Genomic DNA, 23,947 nt, shown 5'->3' on the forward strand with positions numbered 1-23,947 from the left:
CCGATTAGCACAATAATTCCGCCAATGAAAAAATCACAGGCTTCCTTAACTGAAAAAGGCCATAAAAAAAGAGCCTAAGGCTCTTTTCCTCTACTTATGCTTTTATGGCACTCTTGTCTTCAATTTGCTGTTTCATTCGAAGGCGGTCACGCTCAAGTATTGGCCTTAAGTATTTACCAGTGTACGATTCAGGGACTTCTGCGACTTTTTCTGGTGTTCCAGTTGCGACGATTGTTCCGCCTTTATCTCCGCCTTCAGGTCCTAGGTCGACAAGGAAATCAGCAGCCTTAATGACATCGAGATTATGCTCAATCACAAGAACCGTGTCACCATTTTCAACTAAGCGCTGCAACACAACGAGCAAACGGGAAATATCATCGACATGAAGGCCCGTTGTCGGTTCATCAAGAATATAGAAGGATTTGCCTGACGACCGACGGTGTAGTTCTGAAGCTAATTTGACACGCTGGGCTTCCCCTCCAGATAGAGTTGTTGCAGGCTGGCCTAGTTTAATGTAACCAAGGCCGACATCCAAAATGGTTTGCAGTTTGCGGCTGATTTTTGGAATGTTTTCGAAAAATTCTACCGACGCTTCCACGGTCATATCAAGAATATCAGCAATGTTTTTTCCTTTGTACTTTACTTCGAGGGTTTCACGATTGTATCGTTTTCCATGGCAGACTTCGCATGGTACATAGACATCCGGCAAGAAGTGCATTTCAATTTTGATGATTCCATCGCCGCGGCATGCCTCACAGCGGCCGCCCTTCACATTAAAACTGAAGCGTCCCTTTTTATAACCGCGGACCTTCGCTTCGTTTGTGTTGGCAAACACATCACGAACATCGTCAAAAACACCTGTATACGTTGCTGGATTTGAGCGTGGTGTTCTGCCAATTGGCGATTGATCGATGTCGATGACTTTCTCTAAATAATCGATGCCTTTAATACTCTTATGTTCACCAGGCTTTGTTTTTGCATGATGAAGCTTTTGCGCCAATGATTTATGTAAGATCTCGTTAATGAGGGTACTCTTCCCAGAACCAGATACACCCGTAATCGCAATAAACATCCCTAACGGCAGCTTCACATTGACATTTTTTAAATTATTTTCTGACGCGCCTTTGATTTCAATAAAGCGGCCATCCGGCTTGCGGCGTTCTAAGGGCAGCGGGATAAACTTCTTCCCGGACAAGTATTGGCCCGTCAATGAATTGGGATCTGCCATGACTTCGGCTGGTGTTCCCGCAGAAACGATTTCCCCGCCATGAACCCCGGCACCCGGACCGATATCAATAAGGTAATCGGCCGCAATCATCGTGTCCTCATCATGTTCAACCACAATCAAGGTGTTGCCGATATCGCGCATGTTTTGCAGCGTTCCAATTAAGCGGTCATTATCCCGTTGATGCAATCCAATCGAAGGTTCATCCAAGATATATAAGACACCGGTTAAACGAGAACCGATTTGTGTGGCTAAGCGAATCCGCTGGGCCTCCCCACCTGACAGTGTACCAGCAGTCCGACTCAGTGTTAAATAATCGAGACCGACATTAATTAAGAAGCCAAGCCGCTCACTGATTTCATTGAAGATCAGCTTAGCAATTTGCATTTCTTTTTCAGAAAGCGTTAATCCTGCGAAAAATTGATTGGCCTCTTCAATGGAAAGGTCGGTGATTTGGGCAATATGGCGGCCATTAATAAGGACGGCCAAGGTTTCTTTTTTCAGACGATAGCCCTTACAGGTTGGACATGGCTTTTGACCCATATATTTTTCCATTTGCTCGCGGATATAATCGGAGCTCGTCTCTTTGTAGCGACGCTCCACATTGCGGATGACACCCTCAAATTCAATATTCCCCTCACGAACTTGACCAAAATCATTTTCATAGCGGAAATAGATTTTTTCACTACCGCCGCCATAAAGGACTTTTTCCAAAAGGTGTTCTGGGATATCCTTCACAGGGATATTCATATCTACTCCGAAATGATCACATACTGCCTCAAGCAGCTGTGGATAGTATTGTGAACTAGTTGGTTCCCACGGCGCAATTGCATGCCCTTTCAGTGTCAAGTCACGATTGGGGATGACAAGCTCCACATCGACTTCGAGCTTAGAACCAAGTCCGTCACATTCAGGGCAGGCACCAAATGGACTGTTGAAAGAAAACATCCGTGGTTCTAGTTCTCCAATCGAAAAGCCACAGTGCGGGCAGGCATGATTTTCACTAAACAACAATTCTTCCTGACCGATCACATCGACGATGACTTTTCCTTCGCCTAGTTTTAGTGCTGTCTCGAGAGAATCAGCAATCCGCGCTGAGACCCCTTCCTTGACGACAATCCTGTCAATAATGACTTCAATCGAATGCTTTTTATTTTTCTCTAACTCAATCTCATCACCAAGATCGAGCATTTCCCCATCGACACGAACGCGGACAAATCCTTGCTTCTTAATATCCTCGAGCACCTTCACATGCGATCCTTTCCGGCCTGACACCACCGGAGCAAGAATTTGCATTTTGGTCCGTTCCGGATATTCTAAAATACGGTCGACCATCTGCTCAATCGTTTGTGAGGAGATTTCAATCCCATGGATTGGGCATGTTGGATGCCCCACCCTTGCAAATAATAACCGCAAATAATCATAGATTTCTGTCACCGTACCGACCGTCGAACGGGGGTTACGGCTTGTTGTTTTTTGATCGATGGAGATTGCCGGGGAGAGACCCTCAATTGCATCAACATCCGGTTTATCCATCTGGCCAAGAAATTGCCGTGCGTAGGCAGAAAGGGATTCGACATAGCGTCTTTGACCCTCGGCATAAATCGTATCAAAGGCGAGTGAGGACTTCCCAGACCCGGAAAGTCCCGTTAAGACAACAAGCTTATCTCTCGGAATGGTGACATCGATATTTTTCAAATTGTGGGCTCTAGCGCCTTTCACAATCAGTTTTTCCATTGCCATTGTTACGTCATCCTTCCGCTTTCAATTCCAAAATTAAATCACGAAGCTCCGCAGCACGTTCAAAATTAAGCGCTTTGGCTTCGACTTTCATTTCTTTTTCCATTGTGGCAATTAATTTTTCTCTTTCTTTCTTGTTCATCTTGCTAAAAGATGCTGCTGGTTTGTAATCTTCCTGCTCCTCAGCAGCATGTGTAGCACGGATGACGTCACGGATATCTTTTTGAATCGTCCTTGGGACGATCCCGTGTTTTTGGTTGTACTCTTCTTGGATGGAACGGCGGCGCCTTGTTTCAGTGATCGCTAATTCCATGGAATTCGTGATCTTGTCTGCATACATGATGACATGTCCCTGAGCATTTCGGGCGGCACGGCCGATTGTTTGGATTAACGAACGTTCCGAACGAAGGAAGCCTTCTTTGTCTGCATCAAGAATCGCAATCAGAGAAACCTCAGGAATGTCCAGGCCTTCCCGAAGCAGGTTAATCCCAATGAGAACATCATATTTGCCAAGACGCAGTTCCCGAATAATTTCAATCCGTTCAAGCGTCTTAACCTCAGAATGCAGGTATTGAACTTTAATGCCGATTTCCTTCAGGTAATCCGTTAGATCTTCGGACATTTTTTTCGTCAAGGTGGTTACAAGGACACGTTCATTTCTCCGTACCCGTTCGTGAATTTCACCAATTAAGTCATCAATCTGCCCTTCAATTGGACGAACCTCAATTGTAGGGTCTAAGAGTCCTGTCGGGCGGATAATTTGTGAAACCATTTCCGGTGTATGTTCCAGCTCGTACGGTCCAGGTGTGGCCGAAACATAGATGATATTGTGGATATGCTTTTCGAACTCATCGAACATTAACGGCCGGTTATCAAGCGCTGATGGCAGACGAAAGCCGTGATCGACAAGGACCTGTTTCCGTGCTTTATCGCCATTAAACATTCCCCTGACTTGCGGCAAAGTTACATGTGACTCGTCAATTACCATCAAAAAGTCTTTTGGAAAATAATCCAGCAGGGTATATGGAGTGGAGCCCGCTTCTCTTAAGGTTAAATGGCGAGAGTAGTTTTCAATCCCTGAGCAAAAGCCCATTTCCCGCATCATTTCCAGATCATAGCGTGTCCTTTGTTCGAGCCGTTGGGCTTCGAGTAATTTATTGTCCTCGCGCAGTTCTTCGAGGCGTACTTCTAGTTCTTTTTCAATATTTTCAATGGCTATTCTCAGCTTTTCTTCCCGTGTAACGAAGTGGGAGGCTGGGAAAATGGCGACATGCTCCCGTTCACCCATAATCTCTCCTGTGAGGGCATCAACCTCGCGAATCCGATCGATCTCATCACCAAAAAACTCAACACGAAGGCAATGCTCGTCACGAGAAGCAGGAAAAATCTCGACAACATCGCCACGGACGCGAAAGGTTCCCCGCTTGAAATCGATATCATTCCTGTCATATTGGATATCCACTAACCGACGTAACAGCTGATTACGCTCAACTTCCATTCCTGTTCGGAGCGATAACACCATTTCTCGATATTCCTCAGGAGAACCCAAACCATAAATACAGGAAACCGAGGCAATCACAATTACATCTTTTCGTTCAAAGAGAGAAGATGTAGCTGAGTGGCGTAATTTATCTATTTCATCATTGATACTTGCATCTTTTTCAATGAATGTATCCGTCTGTGGTACGTAAGCCTCTGGCTGAAAGTAGTCATAGTAACTGACAAAATATTCAACCGCATTATTTGGAAAAAATTCTTTAAACTCACTGTAGAGCTGTCCAGCAAGGGTTTTGTTATGAGCGATAATAAGCGTTGGCTTATTTACCTCTTTTATTACATTTGAAATCGTAAATGTTTTACCCGTACCTGTGGCACCAAGCAATGTCTGTTCTTTTTTATTATTCTTGATCCCGTCAACTAATTGACTGATCGCCTCCGGCTGGTCACCTTGGGGCGAGTATTTTGACACTAATTCAAATTGATCCTTCACGAAAAATTCCCTCCCGTAAAATCAATTACTTTTCAGCATATGTACCTTAATAATGGACCGGGATGGTGCTGGAAAGTGTATCCTCTAAAATTCATATTAACATTCTACCACATTCCCCTAAAAACAAACCAATAATATGCGAACGAATATTCGATTTCATTAAAAAAGCCTGCCATTTTACTGACAGACTTTTAATAGTTTCAATTCTTAGGTCTTCTTCAATGCCTTCTGCTTCATTTTTTCAGCCATCCAAAAACCGGCAGTTAACGAGAATGCATCCACTACGATTAACATAAATGTGTTGGTATAACCTTTATATACCGAAGTGGCAATTAGAGCCACGGTCAAGATGAGCCCAATCACTCGGTTGTAGGTGACCCGTGTAAAAAGCAAGACGAGCAGCCCTGGAAGAATAAGCGCTGAGAAATATCGAATAACCGTTTCCAATGAGTACACCTCATTTAATTCATACTATTTATTTATTCTAGAAATTTATTCACAAAATTGCAACAAAAAGGATAGATGGAACTGCCATTCCAAAGCTTATTTTTGCATACTAACATGCATTTTGCCTTCTTTTGGCTGAGTAAATAGACTAGTTACTACAAATCCAAAAAGTGAGAGTAGGATTGGGAAGACAACGGTGTGAAAACCAAATGGATTGGGATATAGCTGATCCAATAAAATGTACGATCCCATCCCTAAAATCATCGAAGTGATGGCTCCGTATTTATTGCCCCTGCTCCAATATAAGCCTAAAACCACCGGCCAAATAAAGACCGACTCAAGTCCTCCAAAAGAAAACAGATTCAACCAAACAATCAAATCTGGCGGGCTTAAGGAGAACAATATGACAATAATTCCGATAATCGCAGTTACGCTAAAACTAACCTTTTTCACAAGATCGTTCCCTGCATCCGGCTTGATGTAATTTAAATAGACATCTTTTACTAAAGCAGAGCTAACGAGAATCAATAAAGCGTCCACAGTCGACATAATGGCAGCCATTGGTGCAGCCAGAACAATGCCTGCAGCATAGGGCGGCAGTACTTTCATCGATAACATCGGCATAACCGTATCCCCAATTTTCACACCTGGCAGAACGGGTCTGGCGAACACGCCAATAAGATGCATTCCAAGCATGATAAAACCGACGACAATGGTTCCAATAATAATTGCACTATGCATCGCCTTTGAATTTTTATATGACATAGCTCGGACGGCAATTTGCGGCAAGCCGACGACACCAATCCCTACCAAAATCCAAAAGGAGGAAACGAAGGTTGGTGTCAAACTCCGCTCTGCTCCAAAGGGACTGATTAAATTAGGATTTTCTGCGGCTAGATCTGAGATGATCCTTGGGATTCCTCCACCGGCTTTAATCGTAGCGATTAAAAGGATTAACGTTCCCCCAAACATTACGACACCTTGGATGGTATCTGTAATGGCAACCGCTCGAAAGCCGCCGACAATAACAAAGATGAGAACCGAAAAGGCAAAGATTAATAGAGCTGTCGTGTAGGGTAAGCCTGTTAAACTTTCTACCAAACGAGCTCCGCCAATCCATTGCGCGGTCATCGATGAAAATAGAAAAATGATAATGCTAGCTGCTGACATCAACACAACTGCTTTACTTTTGTACCGCTCTTTTAAAAAGTCAATCAAAGTGATTGCTTTGTATTGACGAGAAATAATCGCAAACTTTTTGCCTAGGACCATTAATGTAAAATATCCAGTGGCTAATTGGGCCATGGCCAGGAGGACCCAGCCTAATCCTTGCGTATAAGCGATACCTGGACCACCGATGAAACTGCTGGCGCTGCCATAAGTTGCTACCATCGTCATCGCCAAGATGAAACCGCCCATTTGACGTTCTCCTAGAAAGTACTCCTCTAAGAATGAATGAGATTTAATAACAAATTTGTTTGACCACATGCCAACAGCAAAAATAATGAATAAGAAAATTAAAAGCGGAGTAATGACGGCCCAATTCATTTGATTTCCCCCTCTTCCTCTTCAAAGGGAACATCCTTGAATAATACCTTTACCGAAAATATAACGAGAATAACCATTACAATAAAACCTACGATACAACTATAAAAAAACCATGCAGGTAAACCAAATATGTACGTGTAGTTTTCTACTTTGGTTGAACCGAGGCCATAAGCAAAGCCGTACCACCAAATAAAATTAATTAAAACAAGGATTATTCCAATCACAGCTTCCCTGTGAGCAATTTTGAAACGCTTGTCCTGTGGATAACCACTTTTCTTCATTGTCTTCCTCCTAGCTGAAAACTAACTCTGTCATATTCATGTTATTTTTAACTAATAAAGAAAAAATAACCAACCTAATCCTATCCGAAAAAGAAAAAATGAGCAATAAGAAAGGCGCAAGCGATAGTTTAACGACGCAGGCTGGAGGGCTCAAAAGCTATGATGGACAAAACACAGTCTAGGGACAAGTAAGTACCCTTCGGAAGGGGGCCGATGGACAGAACTCGGTCAGGAAGCAAGGAAAATGTCCTTCGGAAGGGGGCCGATGGACAGAACTCGGTCAGGAAACAAGGAAAATGTCCTTCGGAAGGGGGCCGATGGACAGAACTTTGTCGGGAAGCAAGGAAAATGTCTTTCGGAAGGGGGCCGATGGACAAAACTCGGTCAGGAAGCAAGGAAAATGTTCTTCGGAAGGGGGCCGATGGACAGAACTTTGTCGGGAAGCAAGTAAAATGTCTTTCGGAAGGGGGCCGATGGACAAAACTTAGTCGGGAAGCAAGTAAAATGTCCTTCGAAAGGGCACCGATGGACAGAACTCTGTCGGGAAGCAAGTAAAATGTCCTTCGGAAGGGCACCGATGGACAGAACTCGGTCAGGAAGCAAGGAAAATGTCCTTCGGAAGGGGGCCGATGGACAGAACTCGGTCAGGAAGCAGGTAAAATGTCTTTCGGAAGGGGGCCGATGGACAGAACTCAGTCGGGAAGCACGGAAAATGTCCTTCGGAAGGGGGCCGATGGACAGAACTCGGTCAGGAAGCAAGTAAAATGTTCTTCGGAAGGGGGCCGATGGACAGAACTCGGTCAGGAAGCAAGGAAAATGTCCTTCGGAAGGGCACCGAAGGACAAAACATGATAGAGCAACACTATTGATTGGTATCAGGGATTCTTAGTTACAAGTTCCATGCGGGCTAGGGCAGCCGTTTGCTTCTTTTTCTACTTGGATGGTGCTGTGTTCGATGTGAAATTGGTCGTGCAGGATCTTTTGGGATTGCGAGAGGATTTCATCATGAACACCGTTATCTAATATGGTAATATGGCAGCTCAAGACGGGATACCCAGAGGTAATTGTCCAAATGTGCAAATCATGGACCTCCTTCACCAATGGGATCCTTTTAAGTTCCTCTTTCACAAGGCTGATATCAATCTGTGATGGCGCACCCTCCATTAAGATATGAAATGAGTCCTTCATAACCCTGTACCCGCTTAGGAGAATCAAGGCAGCAACAATGACACTCGCGATTGGATCTGCTATTCCCCACCCGAAAAACATGATCAATAATGCGGCAACAATCGCGCCCACCGATCCCAGCATATCTCCGAGAACATGCAAGAAAGCACTTCTGACATTCAAGTTTTCGTCCTTGTCACCCTTCATTAATATCCAAGCAGCGATAATATTAACGAGCAGCCCCGTTACAGAGATCATCAGCATTCCAGTACTTTGCACCTCTGGAGGATTGAAGAAGCGTTGAAAAGCCTCAAAAAAGATATAGATGGAAATAACCACAAGAGTTAAGCCATTCAGGGCTGCAGCAATAATTTCAAATCGTTTGTAGCCATACGTTTTTTCTGGTGATACTTGTTTCTCTCCGAGCTTGATGGCAAAAAAGCTTAACCCAAGTGCGGCCGCGTCACTCAGCATATGTCCTGCATCTGACAAAAGCGCCAAACTGTTTGTTAACAGACCTCCAATTACTTCGACTATCATAAAGGCTGCAATTAATAGGAAGGAACTCAATAATGCTTTTTTATTACTCGTATGCGAATGCCCGTGTGAATGTCCATGCGAATGGCCATGATGGTGATGACCCATGTTTATCCTCCCCGTGAGCTCTCTGATTAGAGTGGCTCATTTATTTATCTCTTTCTAAACCGAAAATATTACGATTAAGGCTATTGTTTTCTATTCTTAATATTTCGATACCTGCCTCTAAAACGGCCGGTAACGCAGCCCTAAGAGGCCGTCTTCATTCAAATGTTCGTTTGATTATATGATATTCAAATGGTGGTTTGACTGTCAATCTTTTTACACATTATTCATTCAAAAAGAAAGCGTTCATTCATTTGATTAATATTTTTAATTTTCCCACTATTAATCGAACTATTGTATTCCATAATATTATAGCGTTATAATATGTTAGAGTAATAATACGGTAACGTACTAAAGTAAATTAATAATAGATAAGGTGGTAGTTTGAATATGAAACGTATATCAACAATTGTTTTAGTAATATCAGCATTATTCTCCATCCTTACGGGTTGTTCTTCTAAGACATCTGAGGCAAAAGACGACACGTTGGTGATTGGGATCGATGATAAATTTGCTCCAATGGGGTTCCGAGATGAAGATAACAAGATTGTTGGTTTTGATATTGATTATGCCAACGCAGCAGCAGAAAAAATGGGGAAAAAGGTAAAGTTCCAACCAATCGATTGGAGTACAAAAGAAGCGGAACTTAGCAGTGGAAGAATTGACCTTATTTGGAACGGATACACTATTACAGATGAACGTAAAAAGAAAGTTCTTTTCACAAAACCATATTTAAAAAATGCCCAAGTGGTTGTGACCATGGCTGATTCAAAGTTATCTAAATTAGATGATTTAGCGGGTAAAGTAGTCGGCTTGCAAACACTATCTTCTGCATCTGATGCTTTAGATGCTTCACCAATCAAAGCGAAAATAAAGACAGTAACTGAGTTTGCGGATAATGTCCAGGCTTTAACCGATCTAAAGAGCGGCCGCTTGGATGCGGTAGTTATTGATGAAGTTGTCATTGATTATTACATGTCAAAAGAAAAAGAAGCCTTCAAGATTCTTGACGAATCACTAGCCCCTGAAGAATACGGTATTGGTGTAAAAAAAGGAAACGATGATTTACTGAAAAACCTGCAAAAAGCACTCGACGAGATGAATGAGGATGGCACAGCCTCCCAAATTTCAGAAAAGTGGTTTGGCGAAAATAAGGTCTTAAACTAATAATGAATATATAGCGAACAGGATTTCCACAGGGAACCCTGTTTTGCTTTTGGAGGAACATCAAATGTCTGTTGATTATCTAATTTCCATACTAAAACCTATGCTCGAAGGGGCACAGATGACCATCCTCTTGTTTTTGATTGCCATTGTTGTGTCCATTCCCCTCGGGTTTGTTTTAACTCTAGCTGTCGGCAGCCGTTTTAAACCACTCACCTTGCTTGCAGAGGGCTATATTTATGTCATGCGTGGAACACCGCTTCTACTCCAGTTGTTATTTATCTGTTTCGGGCTGCCGATGATTCCTGTGGTTGGTGAATATTTGGTTTTGGATCGCTTTGTGGCTGCCTGTATCGGTTTCATCTTGAACTATGCGGCTTATTTTGCTGAAATCTTCCGCGGTGGGCTGCTTGCGATTGATAAGGGGCAATATGAAGCCTCACAAGTTCTCGGTTTAAATAAATGGCAGACCTTAACGAGGGTGATCCTGCCGCAAATGTTCCGGATTGCCCTTCCATCTGTTGCGAACGAATCCGTGACATTAGTGAAAGATACCGCCCTTCTTTATGCCGTTGCTGTACCGGAATTGCTGCACTTTGCGCAAACAGCGGTCAATCGTGACTTCACCATTGTCCCTTTCTTTGTGGCAGGGGTTATTTATTTGATCATGACGCTCCTGTTAACTATGGTCTTTAAAGGGCTTGAAAAACGGTTCAAATTTGAATAAGAAGGAGCGGTGAAGATGCCTGTTATTGAAATATCTAACCTAAAAAAATCATATGGCAACTTAGATGTCTTAAAAAATATTACATTTGATGTTTATAAAAATGATGTTGTTGCGGTAATCGGTCCATCTGGTTCAGGAAAAAGTACGATGCTCCGCAGTTTGGCCCAACTTGAAAAAATTGACGCCGGCAGTATTGTTGTTTCCGGAAAGCATTTAGCCAAAGATGGCCTCTACGCAAATCCACAAGAATTAAAAGAAATTAATGCAAAAATGGGGATGGTCTTTCAGCATTTCAACCTCTTTCCGCACCTTACCGTGAAAGAGAATTTGGAACTTGCCCCCAAAATGCTGAAGAAGGAATCGGCAGCTGCTATTCAAAAGAGAAGCACTGAGCTTCTTGAGAAAATTGGACTTTCTGACCGTGCCGCTGCCTATCCTGCAAAACTATCAGGCGGACAGAAACAACGAGTAGCCATCGCCCGGGCACTCATGCTAAATCCAGAAATTCTACTCTTTGATGAGCCGACTTCTGCCTTAGACCCAGAATTGACGGGTGAGGTGCTGAAAGTAATGAAGGATTTGGCGGAAGAACATATGACAATGATTGTCGTAACCCACGAGATGGGCTTTGCCAAGGAAGTAGCAAACAGAGTTGTTTTTATGGACAACGGGGAGATTGTTGAATCCGGTTCCCCAGTCGAATTGTTTACGAACCCTAAGAATGAACGAACGAAAGCCTTTTTAAAACGTAGTTTAAAGTGATTAGAGCACAAAAAACGGCTGATTTCTCAGCCGTTTTCTTATTTTTCCACTGAATCATCCTTTAGTGCCACCCAAAATGCCACGCCAATCGATGCAAACATGACCAGAAACGGGGCATAAAACAGCAAAAAATCATCCATCACATTCCCCCCTTAAGCATGTTCATCATTCCGATTTCCTTGGACATAATCTTTATTGAATAAAAATAATTTTAACAACAGGTACAAAGACGGGAGAAGTAATCCCAGTCCTGCAATAAAGGCCACAATCAAGGCAATCGCCATTGATTGATTGGTAAAGCTGTCATACAGGGTGAGATACGGATACAGTAAATACGGATAATGGGATGCGCCGTAGGCTAGAAAGGCAAGGGCAAATTGCCCGACTAGCAACCAAAATGCAAGGCCATAGGAACGACGCTTCCAAATGAAATACACGGTTCCCGCAAAGAATACGACCGACAACCCGAACAACCACCAGAGATCGAGTAAACGCTGATAATGTTCTGGATTATGTGTTCTCATTTCAAAAATAATTCCTGCAGCGGTGATAATTGCTGGTCCGGCCCAGCTAAGCGCATATTTCCGCAATAGGTTCGTTGCTGCCTCATCCTTAGCATGATGGGCATACCAAGTCAAAAATACTGCGGATATATATAACACCGCTGTCAGACTAAGGACCACAATGCTCCATGATAATGGGCTCGTAAACAATGCCCAATAATCAAGGACCGGTGCCGAGTTTTCAATTTTCACGAAGCCGCCTTCCGAAATGGACAAGACACTCGACAACGACGCAGGAATGAATAATCCCGTTAACCCGTACAAAATGGTGTACCGCTTATGTTTAAGACCTCCGTATGTGGTAAATGCATAATATGCCCCTCGAATCGCCAGTAGAATAAGCGCGATACTTGCCGGTACAAGAAGCGTGGTCCCAAAGTAATAGGCTGTTTTTGGAAAAAAACCAACCATGCCGACGAAGAAAAACACTAAAAACACATTGGTAACTTCCCAGACAGGCGATAAATAGCGTTGAATGATCTTCGTCAAAATATGCTGTTTTCCAGTTAAGGTACTAAATGCGTTAAAAAATCCTGCCCCAAAGTCAATTGATGCAATGATAATATATCCAAACAGAAACAGACCCAGAGCTGATATACCGATGATTTCAAGTGTCATTACGCATCACCTGCTTTCTCGGATGCTCTGTCGGCCAATTCCTGTTCGACCGTATTCTTCCGGAACATCCGCCACAGGACAACCACACTGCCTACTCCAAGAACAAGATAAAGCCCAGCAAATAACACCAGCATCAGATCGACTTGATTACTTGTAGTTGCAGCATTTTCTGTCCGTAATATTCCCCGTAAAACCCACGGCTGGCGGCCGACCTCATCCAGCCACCATCCTGCTTCAATCGCAAGGATAGAAAGAGGACCACCCAGTACAATCAGCCAGCGAAACCACCGGGATAAAACAAATCGCCATTGACGCCATACACCTATGACATACAAGAATGATAGCAGGGTCATCCACATACCGATGGTTACCATCGTATCAAATAAATAATGAATATAGAGCGGCGGCACTTCATCCTTCGGAAAATCATCAAGCCCAACTACTTCTGCACTTGGAACTTCATGGGCCAAGATGCTGAGTGCAAAGGGAATTTTCAGCGCATATTTTACTTCCCCATCATCAAGAACACCATAAAGAATGAGCGGCACACCTTTTCCCGTTTCAAAATGCCACTCAGCCGCAGCTAGTTTTTCCGGCTGGTATTCGGCTAAATACTTTCCGGAGAAATCTCCTAAGAGAGCGGTGGCTACTGAAAAGACGAATCCAAGTTTCATGGTTAAAAATAACGCCTTTTTATGGTACGTAGAGTTAGAACCTCTCAGTAACCGGAAGGCACCAATCGCAGCAAGGACAAAGGCGGATGTCATATATGCGGTGACAACCACATGGGCAACTTTTGTTGGCATAGCCGGGTTAAACATTGCCAGAATCGGACTCACATCTACGAGTTGTCCATTCACTACATCAAAGCCCCGCGGCGCATTCATGAACGCATTAACAATCGTAATAAATACAGCTGAAAATGAGGCACCTAATGCCACCGGGATGAGCAGGAGCAAATGTTTTTTCTGATTTTCAAACCGATCCCATGTGTATATGTATATACCTAAAAAAATGGCTTCAAAAAAGAAAGCAAAGGTCTCCATAAATAACGGCAGGGCGATCACATTACCTGCTAGCTGCATAAAGTTAGGCCAAAGGAGTGAAAGCTGCAACCCGATTGCAGTCCCAGTTACAACACCAACAGCTACGGTAATCACAAATCCCCTTGTCCATCTTCGCGCTAATAAAATATAGTGTTCATCCTGCTTCTTGATCCCGACCCATTGAGCAATCATAATCAGCAGCGGAATCCCGACGCCGATGGTTGCGTATATAATGTGAAAGGACAGGGTTAATTCTGTCAGCACTCGGCTAAAAAATACGGCCTCTTCATTTCCCATTCACTTACCACCCTCCTTATCCTGAAAACAGCCGTCCAATGATCGATAGTCCCATAATAGAGGCCACAATAAAGGCCAGCCAAATAAGCTTCCGCTCTTGTTTTTTATAAATAAAAATCCCCCCTGCCGTCCTCCTAAAAAATGAATTCTCTTCTTACATACCTTTCCCAAAATTATCACGGAATATATTGAACACTTTTGGAAAGTATCCTCAATAAATAGAGGCTATGGAGTTCAGTCCACAACCCCCGCTACAGCCCCGCTTTTTGCTTTTTTTCCAAGACTAACAGTCAGGATTACTCCAAATTTATGCATTCCGAGCATAAGAATTCCCGCAAACATTTGATCAAGTCTTGTATTAAATGAAGAAGGTAGAATATCAAGAGAGCTTAATTGGCTAAGTTGGGAAGGTGAGATACAGAGATTTGCGGTGAGTTGAGTAAGAAGAGGATTATTCATTCCACCTATGAAGGCAGTGATAATAAATAGCAAACAGGCAGGCATAATGACTAGACCGCTAAGAAATAGATAACGTTTTTTCTGTTCTTGTGATTGATCCTTCTTCGGGTCAGGGACGGTTATCGGCTGCCACATCCGAAAAGATAGGAGCAGCAGTACAAATAGATATCCATTGTGAACAAAGGCGGTTTGGGCTAGCGATGTTAACACGATTGGAAAATGGTACATTAAGAACATGGCCCCAAACGCATATAAGGCGCCTTTCGGGGGTAAGGCGTACTTGCTGACTCGTTTTGTTAGGGAATGTTCTCGAATGGACTGGATTAAAGCATCTGGGATACCTAATACAAATAAGGGGGAGATAATAAAATATAAAATACTCATTTGAAGCATGTGCAAGCTAAACGACAGATGACTAATTGTTTCAAATGGACTGCCAAAGGTTAAGTACATGATGCCTAAACTGAGGAAATATAGCAGGGGCTGCTTTTGATAAAATTTGATATTTGTATAAGACGCTACTACATATACATATATGGCGGCTAGGCAAATTAGGCAGGCTAATAATGGCATATTCCACAACAATTGACCTTCCAGCCACATCGCATAGAACATGAAATCCCCTCCCCACACTATTTAAAGCGAACAGATAACTTTAGATTTTATGATTTTTTTACTGATTTATGACAAAAAGAAGAACCATGTGGCTCTTCCTTTCTATCGTTTTCTTGCAAGGTTTGTCTTTTTTAAAAGATTACTTTCAATTTTCTCATAGAACTCAATTAACCAAATGATACCCTTGTTTAATTCCTTAAATCGAATTAATAAGAAATGGATGGCAAATGCCACGCCTGCACCTATCAACATTCCTGCTACCACATCTAAAGGTAATATACTCCTGTCCAAACGCGGGACAAAGCAATTCCTGCAGCTAAAACTAACCACATCCAGCCGTCACGTTTTTTCCAAATCCAAATCGCAGTTGCAATCACGAAGGCTGCTGTCGCGTGGTCACTCGGAAATGAGGCATTTTTCACATGAGGAATTAGCCAGTTTACATGATGGGTGACAAAAGGACGATTACGATAGAAGAAGTGACCAATCTCTCCATTTATACTAAGTGCAACACAAGCGGCCAAAATTGCTTCAACGACCATTTTCCGATTTTGTGATTTATGATAAAACCAATAAAAAATGATTCCTGCGAAAAATAAATACTCTGCTTTTTCTGCTAAAAATATCATCAATGGATTTAAAAATCGTTCACTAATTGCAAGGTGATTGATGATCTGAAAGATTCCATAGTCTAAATTAGACAATTTAACTTAACCCCCTGATTCAAGTTTTCCAACAATCTTATATTCGTACCGGCGAAGAATAATTAACGAATCCCAACTGCCTGACACTCTTCTTTTGGTCAAGGATGTTTCCGAACAACTCCACGATATTTTCTGGCTTGTCTAGCTTTATTTCCTGCAGGTAAGAATCGATCGCATGCTCCCAGTAATTCATTCTATTCTTATCGGTTAATACATTTAGCAACTGATTTTCTATTGAAGCTTGATGGTCAAGCTCAAATACGAGCTTTTTACGTTTTAAATATTGGAGATTTATTTCCTCTTGTCCTGGAAGTGCGGAATGAACAAAGATCGGCAGTCTTTTTCGGATGGCTTCACTTATCGTGACCCCACCTGGTTTTGAGACAATCGCATCAACTTCTTCATAAAGTAAATTCATTTCTGATCTGGAAGAAAGATAGGTTAATGGTTTGATATGATCTAAATCCCACGAAAGGATTTCATCATAAAGCTTCTTGTTCTTCCCACACAGAACCAAGAAATCTAAGTTTGAGGAGCATTTTAACTCCTCAGCTAGCTTTAATAGCCCGCCTAAACCACAATTCCCGCCAGATAATAAGATTTTGGGACGACCCTCCTTGTGTTGTTTCCGCTTAACGGTTTTTGAAATTTCTTCATGGACAGGAATACCTGTGACAATCATCTGTTGGTCTGGGATTTGATATTTTGTGCTGAGTTTTTCTTTGATCTCTTGACTAGGGAGGAAATGGAGGTCGATTCCCTCTTTTCCCCAAACACTATTAATAAAGAAATCGGTATAGACATTAATAATCGGTATGTCACATTTCCCATTCATTTTTAACTTACTGAGTAGAAACGAAGGGAAGCCATGCGTACAAACAAGTAAATCTGGTTTTTCCTCTGCTAGTAATTGCTCCATTTTCTTCAAAAAGAGCGGTTGATACCATTTAAAGGACTGTTTTTTTGTTGAAGGTACGTAAAAAAAGCTCTTGTAGGCGAGATTATAGGTGTCTGGCGCGTATCGAATCCAATTAAGATAGCCCTTTGTAATCACTTTTTCTAACGATTTATTCGTATAACTTAATAAGTCTATTTTTTTCAAAGTAAGGTCGTCTGAATGATTTTTTAAAAGGTCCATTAATGCCTCAGCAACCTGATGATGGCCCGACTGCATTTGTAAGAGTGGTAAAAACAAAATCTTCTTCACTTATTCCATCTCCTGTTCTACTAGAAATCGATCCATGAAAAATAATGATTTCTAAACTACCCTTTCAATGTATCACTCATTTCTAGAAAAACTGGTTTTTTAATGGATTTTTAATCTTCCCTTCAGCTTTTTTTTAGTTTGGCTGTTAAATCAGGCTGTGTTAAAGGTTAAGGTTTATTTCGGCACTCTGGTGACCTTCGTTCCAGGCACGAAGACTCCTGCGGGAGTACGGGGCAGGGGGAGACCCCGCAGGAGCAAAGCGACGAGGAGGCTCCCCGGCACGCCCGCGGAAAGCGAAGTGCCTGGAACGGAAATCAACAGACAAGTTTAACACAGCCAAATATTAAAAAACCCGAAAAGATGTCTTTTCAGGTTTTTTTAGTGTGCCTATTTAGGTAATTCCTTCTTTTCCCTTTTAAATACTTAAAGATAATATAAAGCGAAAAAAGAAGGAAAAATGCAACTCCTACATATGGAACATAGTCTGGATTTATATGGAATACTTTCCCTGCAAAATAGCCTCCTACAATAAAAGGAATGGTCCAGAGGAAAGTGCCTATCATGGAAAAAACCAAAAACCTCCGAAATGGAATGTTGTTAATCCCGGCAAAATATGGACTTATTTGCCTGATACCTGGCAGATAAAAACCTAACAGGATTGTTTTACGAACATTTTTCGTATATTTACCACTTACCTTTTCCCAACGTTCATCGGTAATCCCTACATACTTGCCGTATTTTTTTATAAATGGAGACCCTACAAATTTTCCGGCTGAATAGGCAGTCAGCATCCCAATAAACGCACCAAGAATGGAACACAGCATCGCTAGGCCCAATGAGAGCTGATGATGAAAACTCAGCACTCCGATTAAAAAGAGCAGCGATTCTTCCGGAGCAGGAATACCAACAATCCCAAAAAATAAAAAAAGAAAAATGACAAAGTAACCATATATATTAATATAATTTAGTATTGTCTCTACATTCATAGCAGCCTCTAAAAGTTAACTTCTTCTAATGCGATAAATTTTGTTCCCTTTTTAACGTTTTCCTGTAAGTAAATATCTAAACACTTTAGCATATAATAGGGCGCTTGCTTATCTGCACCCCATGTTTCCCCACAATCATGAAGCAACAACACGGAACCCGATTCCGTCGCTTGCAGCAATTGGTTAAGCAGACCGTTTTTGCCTTTCGCTGCTTTCCAATCACCGAAAATATGTGACCACATAATCACTTTAAATCGCTTGCTCAAAAATAAGCTAAAAAGATTAAAACTCCCCCACGGTGGTCGATAGAAGGTTACTTTTTCATTTGTGAGTTGATGGATGGCCTGTTCTGTCATTTCTAGTTGTCTCTTTAAGTGAAAGGGCGTGAGAATCCAGCTTGAAATATGGTTATAATGATGAATGCCAATTGTATGTCCCTCCTGACTCATCCGCTTGATTATGTCAGGATAGGCTTCCACTTTACTGCCCACAACAAAAAAGGAGGCCTTAACATCATATTTTTTCAAAAGATCAAGCAATTGGGGTGTGTATTCAGGATTAGGACCATCATCAAACGTTAAGGCAATAGCCGGGTCATGTATCCTTTTAACGATTTCCCGTCCGCTCATACGAATGAGTATGGTGGGTAATATCGCATAGATAAGAAACAAAATGAATAAAAGTATGAAACTCAGAATCATTATATTAATCACTCAAAAACATTTCCTTTCCATCTTTCCTTGGGTAGGAACAACTCCACTTCTGTCCCCACTCCCTCCGTACTTTTTACAATGATTTCGCCTTGGTGCTGTTTCATGATATTTTTTGCAATCGACAACCCTAGACCGGTCCCGCCTGTCTCCCTACTTCGGGCCTTGTCCACCCGGTAAAAACGTTCAAAAACATTTTCTATTTCACACTCAGGTATGCCGATTCCGTAATCCTTTACGGTAATGATCGTCCATTGTTCCTTTTCGTTTAAATACACATCAATTTTATCTTTACTGTATTTGATGGCATTATCGATCAAGATAATAATTGCTTGTTTTAATTTAACTTCATCGGCTACAACAGAGATGTCAGGTTCTTGACAATGGAGGATGATTTCTCTTTTATAGGCACTTTTAAGTTGCTTAAAAATAAGCTCACACAAGGCTGCTACATTAATTGATTTTGCTTCTAAACGATTTCCTGATTCTGTATCAGCTAAATCCAGAAACCGTTCAGTCATCTTTTGAATTCTTGTTGCTTCTAAATGAATCGATTCAATCGCATCATGGGCAACCTCTTCATTTTGTAATCCACGTCTAAGAAGGAGGTCTGCATAGCTTTTGATTACCGTGAGCGGGGTTTTTAATTCATGCGAGGCATCAGAGATAAATTGCCTCTGTTTTTCGAGATTTTCCTCTAATCTGCCAATCATCCGATTAAAGGTTACCGCCAATTTTTGTAATTCATCCTTTGTCTCATGTTGGATGATGATTTTTTTCGGAATCCCACTTTTTTCAATATCCTCCATGGTGTTAATCATATTAGAAATCGGCCTCATAATTAGATTGGATAACCATCTGCCGCCCAATAGCGATAATACCGCACCGAGTATCGTACAAAAAGTAAGAATAGAAAGTAATAAGTCTTTTCCAGTTTCCAATCCTACTAATTTCTCCCCGAACTCCAGTGTTCCAACAACCTGTCCATGTGCATGAATCGGCACCCTGACAATCGCAAATTGTTCTTCTTGATGATTCAGTCGAATCGTACGCCTTTGAGTACCCTTTTCGCTGGTGAATTTCGGTTTTATTATAGCAGCCAGTTGCTGATCGTTTGTTACTTGATTAATAATTTTCGCATCCGGTTGAACGATTCTTATAAAAGATTGATTCGTTAGGTAGGGGGTTAATTTTTCTTTAATAACAGACCGGGAATCTTCCTTGTTTATTTCATTTATCAAGTAATCAGCCTTTTGAAACAGTTCACCATCTTCCATATTGACAGTAATCTTCATAAATGAAAAAAAGACCACCGCATTCACAGCAAGTAACACACAGATTATCCAAGCCGTTGTAATTAGATTAATTTTTGTGGTAATCTTCATTTCTTTAATTCTCCCTTACGGTATAACCGACTCCCCTTACCGTTTGAATAATCGTCGGGTCAGAAAAACCTTCTTCAATCTTCTTTCGTAAATGTCTTATAAATACATCAATGACATTTGTTTCCCCTTCATATTCATAGCCCCAAACATGAAGAAGGATGCTTTCCCGCGTGACAATTCTATTTTTTTGGGATAGCAAATATACGAGTAAATCAAATTCCTTTGGCGTTAACGTGATAGAAGTCTCCCCTCTTATGACTTCTCTCGTATCAAGATTCACGGTTAAATCCCTTATTTCTAATAAGGAATCATCGGTATGTGAAGCCTTTATTGCAATGGAACTTTGACGAAGACATGATCGAATTCTTGCTAATAATTCCTCAATCTCAAATGGCTTTGTAATATAATCGTTGGCCCCTTGATCGAGTCCTGCTACCTTATCGATTGTCATATTACGAGCTGTTAATAAAATAACAGGTATTAGGTTATTCTCTTTTCGGATTCTTCTTAACACCTCAATACCATTGATTTCGGGTAACATAACATCTAATAAAATTAAATCCAATTTTTCACTTAAGGCTGCCTGCAAACCTGATTTCCCGTCATAAGCCACCATTACTTCATATCCCTCATAGTCGAGTTCAATCTTTAATATCTTCGCGATCTGTTTTTCATCCTCAACAACCAAAATTCGCTGTTTCATCGTTCTCCCTCCTTTTTTAATTATTAGCCTTGGTTGCAATTTGAAATTTTTATATAACGAACTTTATCTCTTTAGGAACTATCTCATTCAATTTAGCACGTTTTTTGCTTAGTTTTCTTTTTTTCATTGAATTTTAATCTTTCGTTCAAACGCTAGGCGTGTCATGTTACCACTTTAACGACAAAAACTCCTTCTATTTTGTGGAAGGAGTTTTTTATAAGATTTTGGTGTCAGCACCTATTGAATTTGATTATTGGCTTTTTCCGGCAAAAGTTCTTGCAGTGAATGCTTACGGATAGCTAAGACTAGGTCAGCTAGGAAATAAAGCCCTACGGCTGACCAGACCCATGCCCAAAGTGGTTCTACTGCTCCGTACATTGAGACAATCGCAGGATGGATCCATTTAAAACATAGAAGCGACAAGACCATCCAGGATAAAGAAAAGGGCAGACAAATATGACCATGAAGCTGCAGGGGTGTGTCGGTGTAATCCCACCATTTCCGGTTAAAAAGCTTTTGTAAAAGCGCACCTGTTACATATTCCACCAAAGTGGGAATCAATAAGCAAAGAAGAATGATTAGTCCTCCCTTGGTTTCTGGTGAAATCAAATAGACCAAGAGCACAGGGGTAATGCCGTACATCGGTTTAAATGGCCCAAATAGAAAATTCGGCTTAAAGAATTCCCGTCTCGTCAACAAGTTATAGCTGTTTTCAAGGAGCCAGCCTAAAAACGAATAAACGGTGAAATAAAAAATCAGCGCGGCTGCTTCTTCTAGATTAAAAAGATTAGGATTTTGAAACTCAATTCCATTCAGCAAATTAATAATCATGGCTGAACCACCTTTCATGGATAAGAATTTCCCACTTTAGGTTTAACAGCCATGCTTCCAAATATACAATAAAATTCCTGTTTTGTGCTTTTCAAATTTGTGAAAGTGCTCATTTACATTGCAGCAGACTTTTCCTCCTGTTTTGACCGGAATTTTCCCACCGAGGTAAATATCACAACCATGCTTCCAACTCCAATCCATGCTAAAACTAACGTCGAATGATTCCAACTGAAATTCTTCCCAAAAAAGAACAAGTCTCTGAGTCCTTCGACTAAAAACCGAATCGGGAGCCACGGATAGATCCAATCACGGTAAAAGGGTGACATGAACTCAGGTGCCATCGCCAATAGGGGCGCACCAAAGAATAGCATGATCACAAAAATGGGAACTCCCTTGATTCCAGTCCAGGAAAGCACAGCTGAAATCATTAAGAAAAAACTGTAACACGACAGGGATAAGAACAGTGCCGTATCTCCAAATTGAGAAATATGAACTCCGATTGCATCGGCCATCCATGTTAATCCAAATCCTGCTACAAGGGCAATCACCGCTCCCATTAATACTTGAGCGATTAGAGCACTAAACTTTTCCTTTCGAGTTGCAAACGATACTTTAGACACGGTTAAAAAAAGGATCACCGCTCCAGCAATACTTGCCATCCAAAGCGGCTGGAATAAGGAAACAGGCGCGTTTCCATTCATGCTATTTGTACCAATTTCATTGACATTGGTTACTTTTTTCGTGATTGGTGTTACAAGGGACGCAGCCTGAGTGGTAGTCACTGTCCCCCCATGTACTTCAAATTCTTTTAATAGCTGAGTTCGGACATTCGCATTGATTTGATCGACCATTCCATTTAGGGCCGTACCTGCCATTGTCGAGCCAGCCGTATTTATCCCTTGATTCACCACTATTTCGATTTCAGGGGATATAGGTTTAGGACCGCGAAGCGAGGCTTGCTTCCTAGAGAAATCCTTAGGAATGACTAATGCTGCATAATAGGCACGGTTATCTAACCCCTTCTTCGCTTCCTGATAACTTGAGACGGAGATAAATTTAACTGCCGGCTCTTCACCTGAAGATTGGGCTGTTTTCTGAATCATGTCAGCAATTGTTTTCCCCATATTCACTTTTCCCTGGTTAGGAATATCGACTCCTTGGTCTTCATTAACAAACACAATCGGTAAATTCTTTGGAGTAGGTTGTACGGATGGAATGAGCGTTAATCCAAAAACAAGCACCACAACTAAGACAATGATCGGTGATAAAAAAGCCAATTTACTTTTGAATAATTTCATAGAATTCTCCTCTTATTTTCCTGAAATAATTAAACACAATGTTGATTAATGTTCATGGTGTATATTATAATTCGTTTATTAATAAAGGCAATCAACAATAAAAAGCGATCTGTCTATTACTTGACACAAATGACTCAAACGTTTATTTTTACTAAGAAATTTTTTCGGAGGAATAGAAATGTCGGAAAAACCAACTGATAAACGAATTGTACGGACAAAGCGATTGATTCGTGATGCTCTTACAGAGTTAATGGAGGAAAAAGGGTTTGAAGGGATTACGGTCCGAGATTTAACAGAAAAGGCGGAGATTAACCGGGGAACATTTTATCTACATTACCATGATAAATATGATTTATTGGAGCAGAGCGAAGCGGAGATATTAATTGAAATTCAGAAAATAGCGCAAGAAATAAACCCCCTTGATTTCATGAACTTTAATAGTGCAGATGAGCCCTTTCCTTTCATTATTAACTTATTTGAACTTTTCCAAGAAAATTCAAGTTTCATGAAAGTAATCCTGGGTCCAAATGGAGACGCATCATTCCAAGGAAAATTGAAAGATTTCATTAAACAGACCTTTTATCAAAATATCATGTCAAAAATAAACACAGATAATTTGCTTGTCCCGGTGGACTATCTTTTTGCCTATGTCAGTTCCGCCCACCTCGGTGTAATTCAGCATTGGTTAGAAAGCGGGATGGAAAAAGCTCCCCGCGAAATAGCAATGATCCTATCGCGAATCACATTTTTAGGACCGAGGCATGCTCTTGGTTTTAAACAAAGTTAGATTGCCATATTAAGTGAAGCCTTTTCCAAAAATAAATAAACACTT

At 41.3% G+C, this 23,947-nt stretch carries 25 protein-coding genes; 6 read left to right on the forward strand and 19 right to left on the reverse strand.

What is annotated here, in order from left to right; all coding sequences use genetic code 11:
* Nucleotides 1-94: 94 nt before the first annotated feature.
* From uvrA to FS608_RS19260, 5 genes are all read right to left on the reverse strand, one after another.
* Nucleotides 95-2,968 (reverse strand): excinuclease ABC subunit UvrA, encoded by a 2,874-nt coding sequence (uvrA, locus tag FS608_RS19240; protein ID WP_144554033.1) that lies wholly within the window; start codon nucleotides 2,966-2,968, stop codon nucleotides 95-97.
* A 7-nt stretch (nucleotides 2,969-2,975) separates the two neighbouring features.
* The gene (uvrB, locus tag FS608_RS19245) at nucleotides 2,976-4,955 is read right to left on the reverse strand and encodes an excinuclease ABC subunit UvrB (RefSeq protein WP_144554035.1); all 1,980 of its coding nucleotides are present in this window, start codon (nucleotides 4,953-4,955) and stop codon (nucleotides 2,976-2,978) included.
* A gap of 207 nt (nucleotides 4,956-5,162) precedes the next feature.
* The gene (locus tag FS608_RS19250) at nucleotides 5,163-5,402 is read right to left on the reverse strand and encodes a DUF2198 family protein (RefSeq protein WP_144554037.1); all 240 of its coding nucleotides are present in this window, start codon (nucleotides 5,400-5,402) and stop codon (nucleotides 5,163-5,165) included.
* A gap of 96 nt (nucleotides 5,403-5,498) precedes the next feature.
* Nucleotides 5,499-6,950 carry a sodium/pantothenate symporter gene (gene panF / locus FS608_RS19255; RefSeq protein WP_144554039.1) on the reverse strand — a complete coding sequence of 484 codons (1,452 nt, stop codon included), beginning with the start codon at nucleotides 6,948-6,950 and terminating at the stop codon, nucleotides 5,499-5,501.
* Nucleotides 6,947-7,231, reverse strand: coding sequence for a YhdT family protein (locus FS608_RS19260; protein WP_144554041.1), 285 nt, complete (start codon nucleotides 7,229-7,231; stop codon nucleotides 6,947-6,949). The genes panF and FS608_RS19260 overlap by 4 nt, the downstream gene beginning before the upstream one ends.
* 265 nt (nucleotides 7,232-7,496) lie before the next feature.
* Between FS608_RS19260 and FS608_RS19265 the strand changes: the two genes are divergently transcribed.
* Entirely contained in the window at nucleotides 7,497-7,682 is a 186-nt protein-coding gene (locus FS608_RS19265) for a hypothetical protein (RefSeq protein WP_144554043.1), read from the forward strand.
* Nucleotides 7,683-7,891: 209 nt separating this feature from the next.
* Nucleotides 7,892-8,083, forward strand: coding sequence for a hypothetical protein (locus FS608_RS19270; RefSeq protein ID WP_144554045.1), 192 nt, complete (start codon nucleotides 7,892-7,894; stop codon nucleotides 8,081-8,083).
* A gap of 33 nt (nucleotides 8,084-8,116) precedes the next feature.
* On the opposite strand, the gene FS608_RS19275 is transcribed toward FS608_RS19270, so the two are convergent.
* The gene (locus tag FS608_RS19275; protein ID WP_144554047.1) at nucleotides 8,117-9,043 is read right to left on the reverse strand and encodes a cation diffusion facilitator family transporter; all 927 of its coding nucleotides are present in this window, start codon (nucleotides 9,041-9,043) and stop codon (nucleotides 8,117-8,119) included.
* 387 nt (nucleotides 9,044-9,430) lie between these two features.
* Between FS608_RS19275 and FS608_RS19280 the strand changes: the two genes are divergently transcribed.
* The 3 genes from FS608_RS19280 to FS608_RS19290 all read left to right on the forward strand — a co-directional run bounded on the left by FS608_RS19280 (nucleotide 9,431) and on the right by FS608_RS19290 (nucleotide 11,693).
* Complete coding sequence (locus tag FS608_RS19280) at nucleotides 9,431-10,207, forward strand: amino acid ABC transporter substrate-binding protein (protein ID WP_144554050.1); 777 nt, start codon at nucleotides 9,431-9,433, stop codon at nucleotides 10,205-10,207.
* A gap of 64 nt (nucleotides 10,208-10,271) precedes the next feature.
* A complete protein-coding gene (locus FS608_RS19285) occupies nucleotides 10,272-10,931 on the forward strand; it encodes an amino acid ABC transporter permease (RefSeq protein WP_144554052.1) in 660 nt (219 codons plus the stop codon).
* 15 nt (nucleotides 10,932-10,946) lie between these two features.
* Nucleotides 10,947-11,693: an amino acid ABC transporter ATP-binding protein gene (locus FS608_RS19290; protein WP_144554054.1), complete on the forward strand. Its 747-nt coding sequence runs from the start codon at nucleotides 10,947-10,949 to the stop codon at nucleotides 11,691-11,693.
* 38 nt (nucleotides 11,694-11,731) lie between these two features.
* On the opposite strand, the gene cydS is transcribed toward FS608_RS19290, so the two are convergent.
* The 13 genes from cydS to FS608_RS19345 form a co-directional block, all read right to left on the reverse strand.
* Nucleotides 11,732-11,833 carry a cytochrome bd oxidase small subunit CydS family protein gene (gene cydS, locus FS608_RS31795; RefSeq protein WP_395947793.1) on the reverse strand — a complete coding sequence of 34 codons (102 nt, stop codon included), beginning with the start codon at nucleotides 11,831-11,833 and terminating at the stop codon, nucleotides 11,732-11,734.
* 12 nt (nucleotides 11,834-11,845) lie between these two features.
* Nucleotides 11,846-12,874 (reverse strand): cytochrome d ubiquinol oxidase subunit II, encoded by a 1,029-nt coding sequence (locus tag FS608_RS19295; RefSeq protein ID WP_144554057.1) that lies wholly within the window; start codon nucleotides 12,872-12,874, stop codon nucleotides 11,846-11,848.
* Nucleotides 12,874-14,217 carry a cytochrome ubiquinol oxidase subunit I gene (locus FS608_RS19300; RefSeq protein ID WP_144554059.1) on the reverse strand — a complete coding sequence of 448 codons (1,344 nt, stop codon included), beginning with the start codon at nucleotides 14,215-14,217 and terminating at the stop codon, nucleotides 12,874-12,876. Before FS608_RS19300 ends, FS608_RS19295 begins: the two co-directional genes overlap by 1 nt.
* A gap of 234 nt (nucleotides 14,218-14,451) precedes the next feature.
* On the reverse strand, nucleotides 14,452-15,291 hold the full coding sequence (locus tag FS608_RS19305) for a cytochrome c oxidase assembly protein (RefSeq protein WP_144554062.1): 840 nt from the start codon (nucleotides 15,289-15,291) through the stop codon (nucleotides 14,452-14,454).
* Nucleotides 15,292-15,393: 102 nt separating this feature from the next.
* Nucleotides 15,394-15,582: a hypothetical protein gene (locus FS608_RS30420; RefSeq protein WP_222127381.1), complete on the reverse strand. Its 189-nt coding sequence runs from the start codon at nucleotides 15,580-15,582 to the stop codon at nucleotides 15,394-15,396.
* Entirely contained in the window at nucleotides 15,558-15,995 is a 438-nt protein-coding gene (locus tag FS608_RS19310) for an undecaprenyl-diphosphatase (RefSeq protein WP_144554064.1), read from the reverse strand. The genes FS608_RS30420 and FS608_RS19310 overlap by 25 nt, the downstream gene beginning before the upstream one ends.
* 37 nt (nucleotides 15,996-16,032) lie before the next feature.
* A complete protein-coding gene (locus FS608_RS19315) occupies nucleotides 16,033-17,202 on the reverse strand; it encodes an MGDG synthase family glycosyltransferase (protein ID WP_144554066.1) in 1,170 nt (389 codons plus the stop codon).
* Nucleotides 17,203-17,570: 368 nt separating this feature from the next.
* Nucleotides 17,571-18,188, reverse strand: coding sequence for a DedA family protein (locus FS608_RS19320; protein ID WP_144554068.1), 618 nt, complete (start codon nucleotides 18,186-18,188; stop codon nucleotides 17,571-17,573).
* Between the two features lie 8 nt (nucleotides 18,189-18,196).
* Nucleotides 18,197-18,889 carry a polysaccharide deacetylase family protein gene (locus FS608_RS19325; protein ID WP_144554070.1) on the reverse strand — a complete coding sequence of 231 codons (693 nt, stop codon included), beginning with the start codon at nucleotides 18,887-18,889 and terminating at the stop codon, nucleotides 18,197-18,199.
* Between the two features lie 8 nt (nucleotides 18,890-18,897).
* Complete coding sequence (locus FS608_RS19330) at nucleotides 18,898-20,283, reverse strand: sensor histidine kinase (protein ID WP_144554072.1); 1,386 nt, start codon at nucleotides 20,281-20,283, stop codon at nucleotides 18,898-18,900.
* 4 nt (nucleotides 20,284-20,287) lie between these two features.
* Nucleotides 20,288-20,986 (reverse strand): response regulator transcription factor, encoded by a 699-nt coding sequence (locus tag FS608_RS19335; RefSeq protein WP_144554075.1) that lies wholly within the window; start codon nucleotides 20,984-20,986, stop codon nucleotides 20,288-20,290.
* Nucleotides 20,987-21,223: 237 nt separating this feature from the next.
* On the reverse strand, nucleotides 21,224-21,817 hold the full coding sequence (locus FS608_RS19340) for a putative ABC transporter permease (protein WP_144554077.1): 594 nt from the start codon (nucleotides 21,815-21,817) through the stop codon (nucleotides 21,224-21,226).
* 113 nt (nucleotides 21,818-21,930) lie between these two features.
* Nucleotides 21,931-23,115 carry a YhgE/Pip domain-containing protein gene (locus FS608_RS19345; protein ID WP_144554079.1) on the reverse strand — a complete coding sequence of 395 codons (1,185 nt, stop codon included), beginning with the start codon at nucleotides 23,113-23,115 and terminating at the stop codon, nucleotides 21,931-21,933.
* A gap of 178 nt (nucleotides 23,116-23,293) precedes the next feature.
* On the opposite strand from FS608_RS19345, the gene FS608_RS19350 reads away from it, so the two are divergent.
* A complete protein-coding gene (locus tag FS608_RS19350) occupies nucleotides 23,294-23,902 on the forward strand; it encodes a TetR/AcrR family transcriptional regulator (protein WP_144554081.1) in 609 nt (202 codons plus the stop codon).
* The last annotated feature ends 45 nt before the right edge of the window (nucleotides 23,903-23,947 follow it).

It is taken from the genome of Bacillus sp. X1(2014) (assembly GCF_007678255.1).

What these genes read in the sequence shown, in the direction of transcription:
- uvrA (WP_144554033.1), bottom strand. Translation starts at nt 2,968, where the DNA reads ATGGCAATGGAAAAACTGATTGTGAAAGGCGCTAGAGCCCACAATTTG.
- panF (WP_144554039.1), bottom strand. Translation starts at nt 6,950, where the DNA reads ATGAATTGGGCCGTCATTACTCCGCTTTTAATTTTCTTATTCATTATT.
- FS608_RS19260 (WP_144554041.1), bottom strand. Translation starts at nt 7,231, where the DNA reads ATGAAGAAAAGTGGTTATCCACAGGACAAGCGTTTCAAAATTGCTCAC.
- FS608_RS19265 (WP_144554043.1), top strand. Translation starts at nt 7,497, where the DNA reads ATGGACAGAACTCGGTCAGGAAACAAGGAAAATGTCCTTCGGAAGGGG.
- FS608_RS19270 (WP_144554045.1), top strand. Translation starts at nt 7,892, where the DNA reads ATGTCTTTCGGAAGGGGGCCGATGGACAGAACTCAGTCGGGAAGCACG.
- FS608_RS19275 (WP_144554047.1), bottom strand. Translation starts at nt 9,043, where the DNA reads ATGGGTCATCACCATCATGGCCATTCGCATGGACATTCACACGGGCAT.
- FS608_RS19280 (WP_144554050.1), top strand. Translation starts at nt 9,431, where the DNA reads ATGAAACGTATATCAACAATTGTTTTAGTAATATCAGCATTATTCTCC.
- FS608_RS19285 (WP_144554052.1), top strand. Translation starts at nt 10,272, where the DNA reads ATGTCTGTTGATTATCTAATTTCCATACTAAAACCTATGCTCGAAGGG.
- FS608_RS19290 (WP_144554054.1), top strand. Translation starts at nt 10,947, where the DNA reads ATGCCTGTTATTGAAATATCTAACCTAAAAAAATCATATGGCAACTTA.
- cydS (WP_395947793.1), bottom strand. Translation starts at nt 11,833, where the DNA reads ATGGATGATTTTTTGCTGTTTTATGCCCCGTTTCTGGTCATGTTTGCA.
- FS608_RS19295 (WP_144554057.1), bottom strand. Translation starts at nt 12,874, where the DNA reads ATGACACTTGAAATCATCGGTATATCAGCTCTGGGTCTGTTTCTGTTT.
- FS608_RS19300 (WP_144554059.1), bottom strand. Translation starts at nt 14,217, where the DNA reads ATGGGAAATGAAGAGGCCGTATTTTTTAGCCGAGTGCTGACAGAATTA.
- FS608_RS19305 (WP_144554062.1), bottom strand. Translation starts at nt 15,291, where the DNA reads ATGTTCTATGCGATGTGGCTGGAAGGTCAATTGTTGTGGAATATGCCA.
- FS608_RS19320 (WP_144554068.1), bottom strand. Translation starts at nt 18,188, where the DNA reads ATGAATGTAGAGACAATACTAAATTATATTAATATATATGGTTACTTT.
- FS608_RS19325 (WP_144554070.1), bottom strand. Translation starts at nt 18,889, where the DNA reads ATGATTCTGAGTTTCATACTTTTATTCATTTTGTTTCTTATCTATGCG.
- FS608_RS19330 (WP_144554072.1), bottom strand. Translation starts at nt 20,283, where the DNA reads ATGAAGATTACCACAAAAATTAATCTAATTACAACGGCTTGGATAATC.
- FS608_RS19335 (WP_144554075.1), bottom strand. Translation starts at nt 20,986, where the DNA reads ATGAAACAGCGAATTTTGGTTGTTGAGGATGAAAAACAGATCGCGAAG.
- FS608_RS19340 (WP_144554077.1), bottom strand. Translation starts at nt 21,817, where the DNA reads ATGATTATTAATTTGCTGAATGGAATTGAGTTTCAAAATCCTAATCTT.
- FS608_RS19345 (WP_144554079.1), bottom strand. Translation starts at nt 23,115, where the DNA reads ATGAAATTATTCAAAAGTAAATTGGCTTTTTTATCACCGATCATTGTC.
- FS608_RS19350 (WP_144554081.1), top strand. Translation starts at nt 23,294, where the DNA reads ATGTCGGAAAAACCAACTGATAAACGAATTGTACGGACAAAGCGATTG.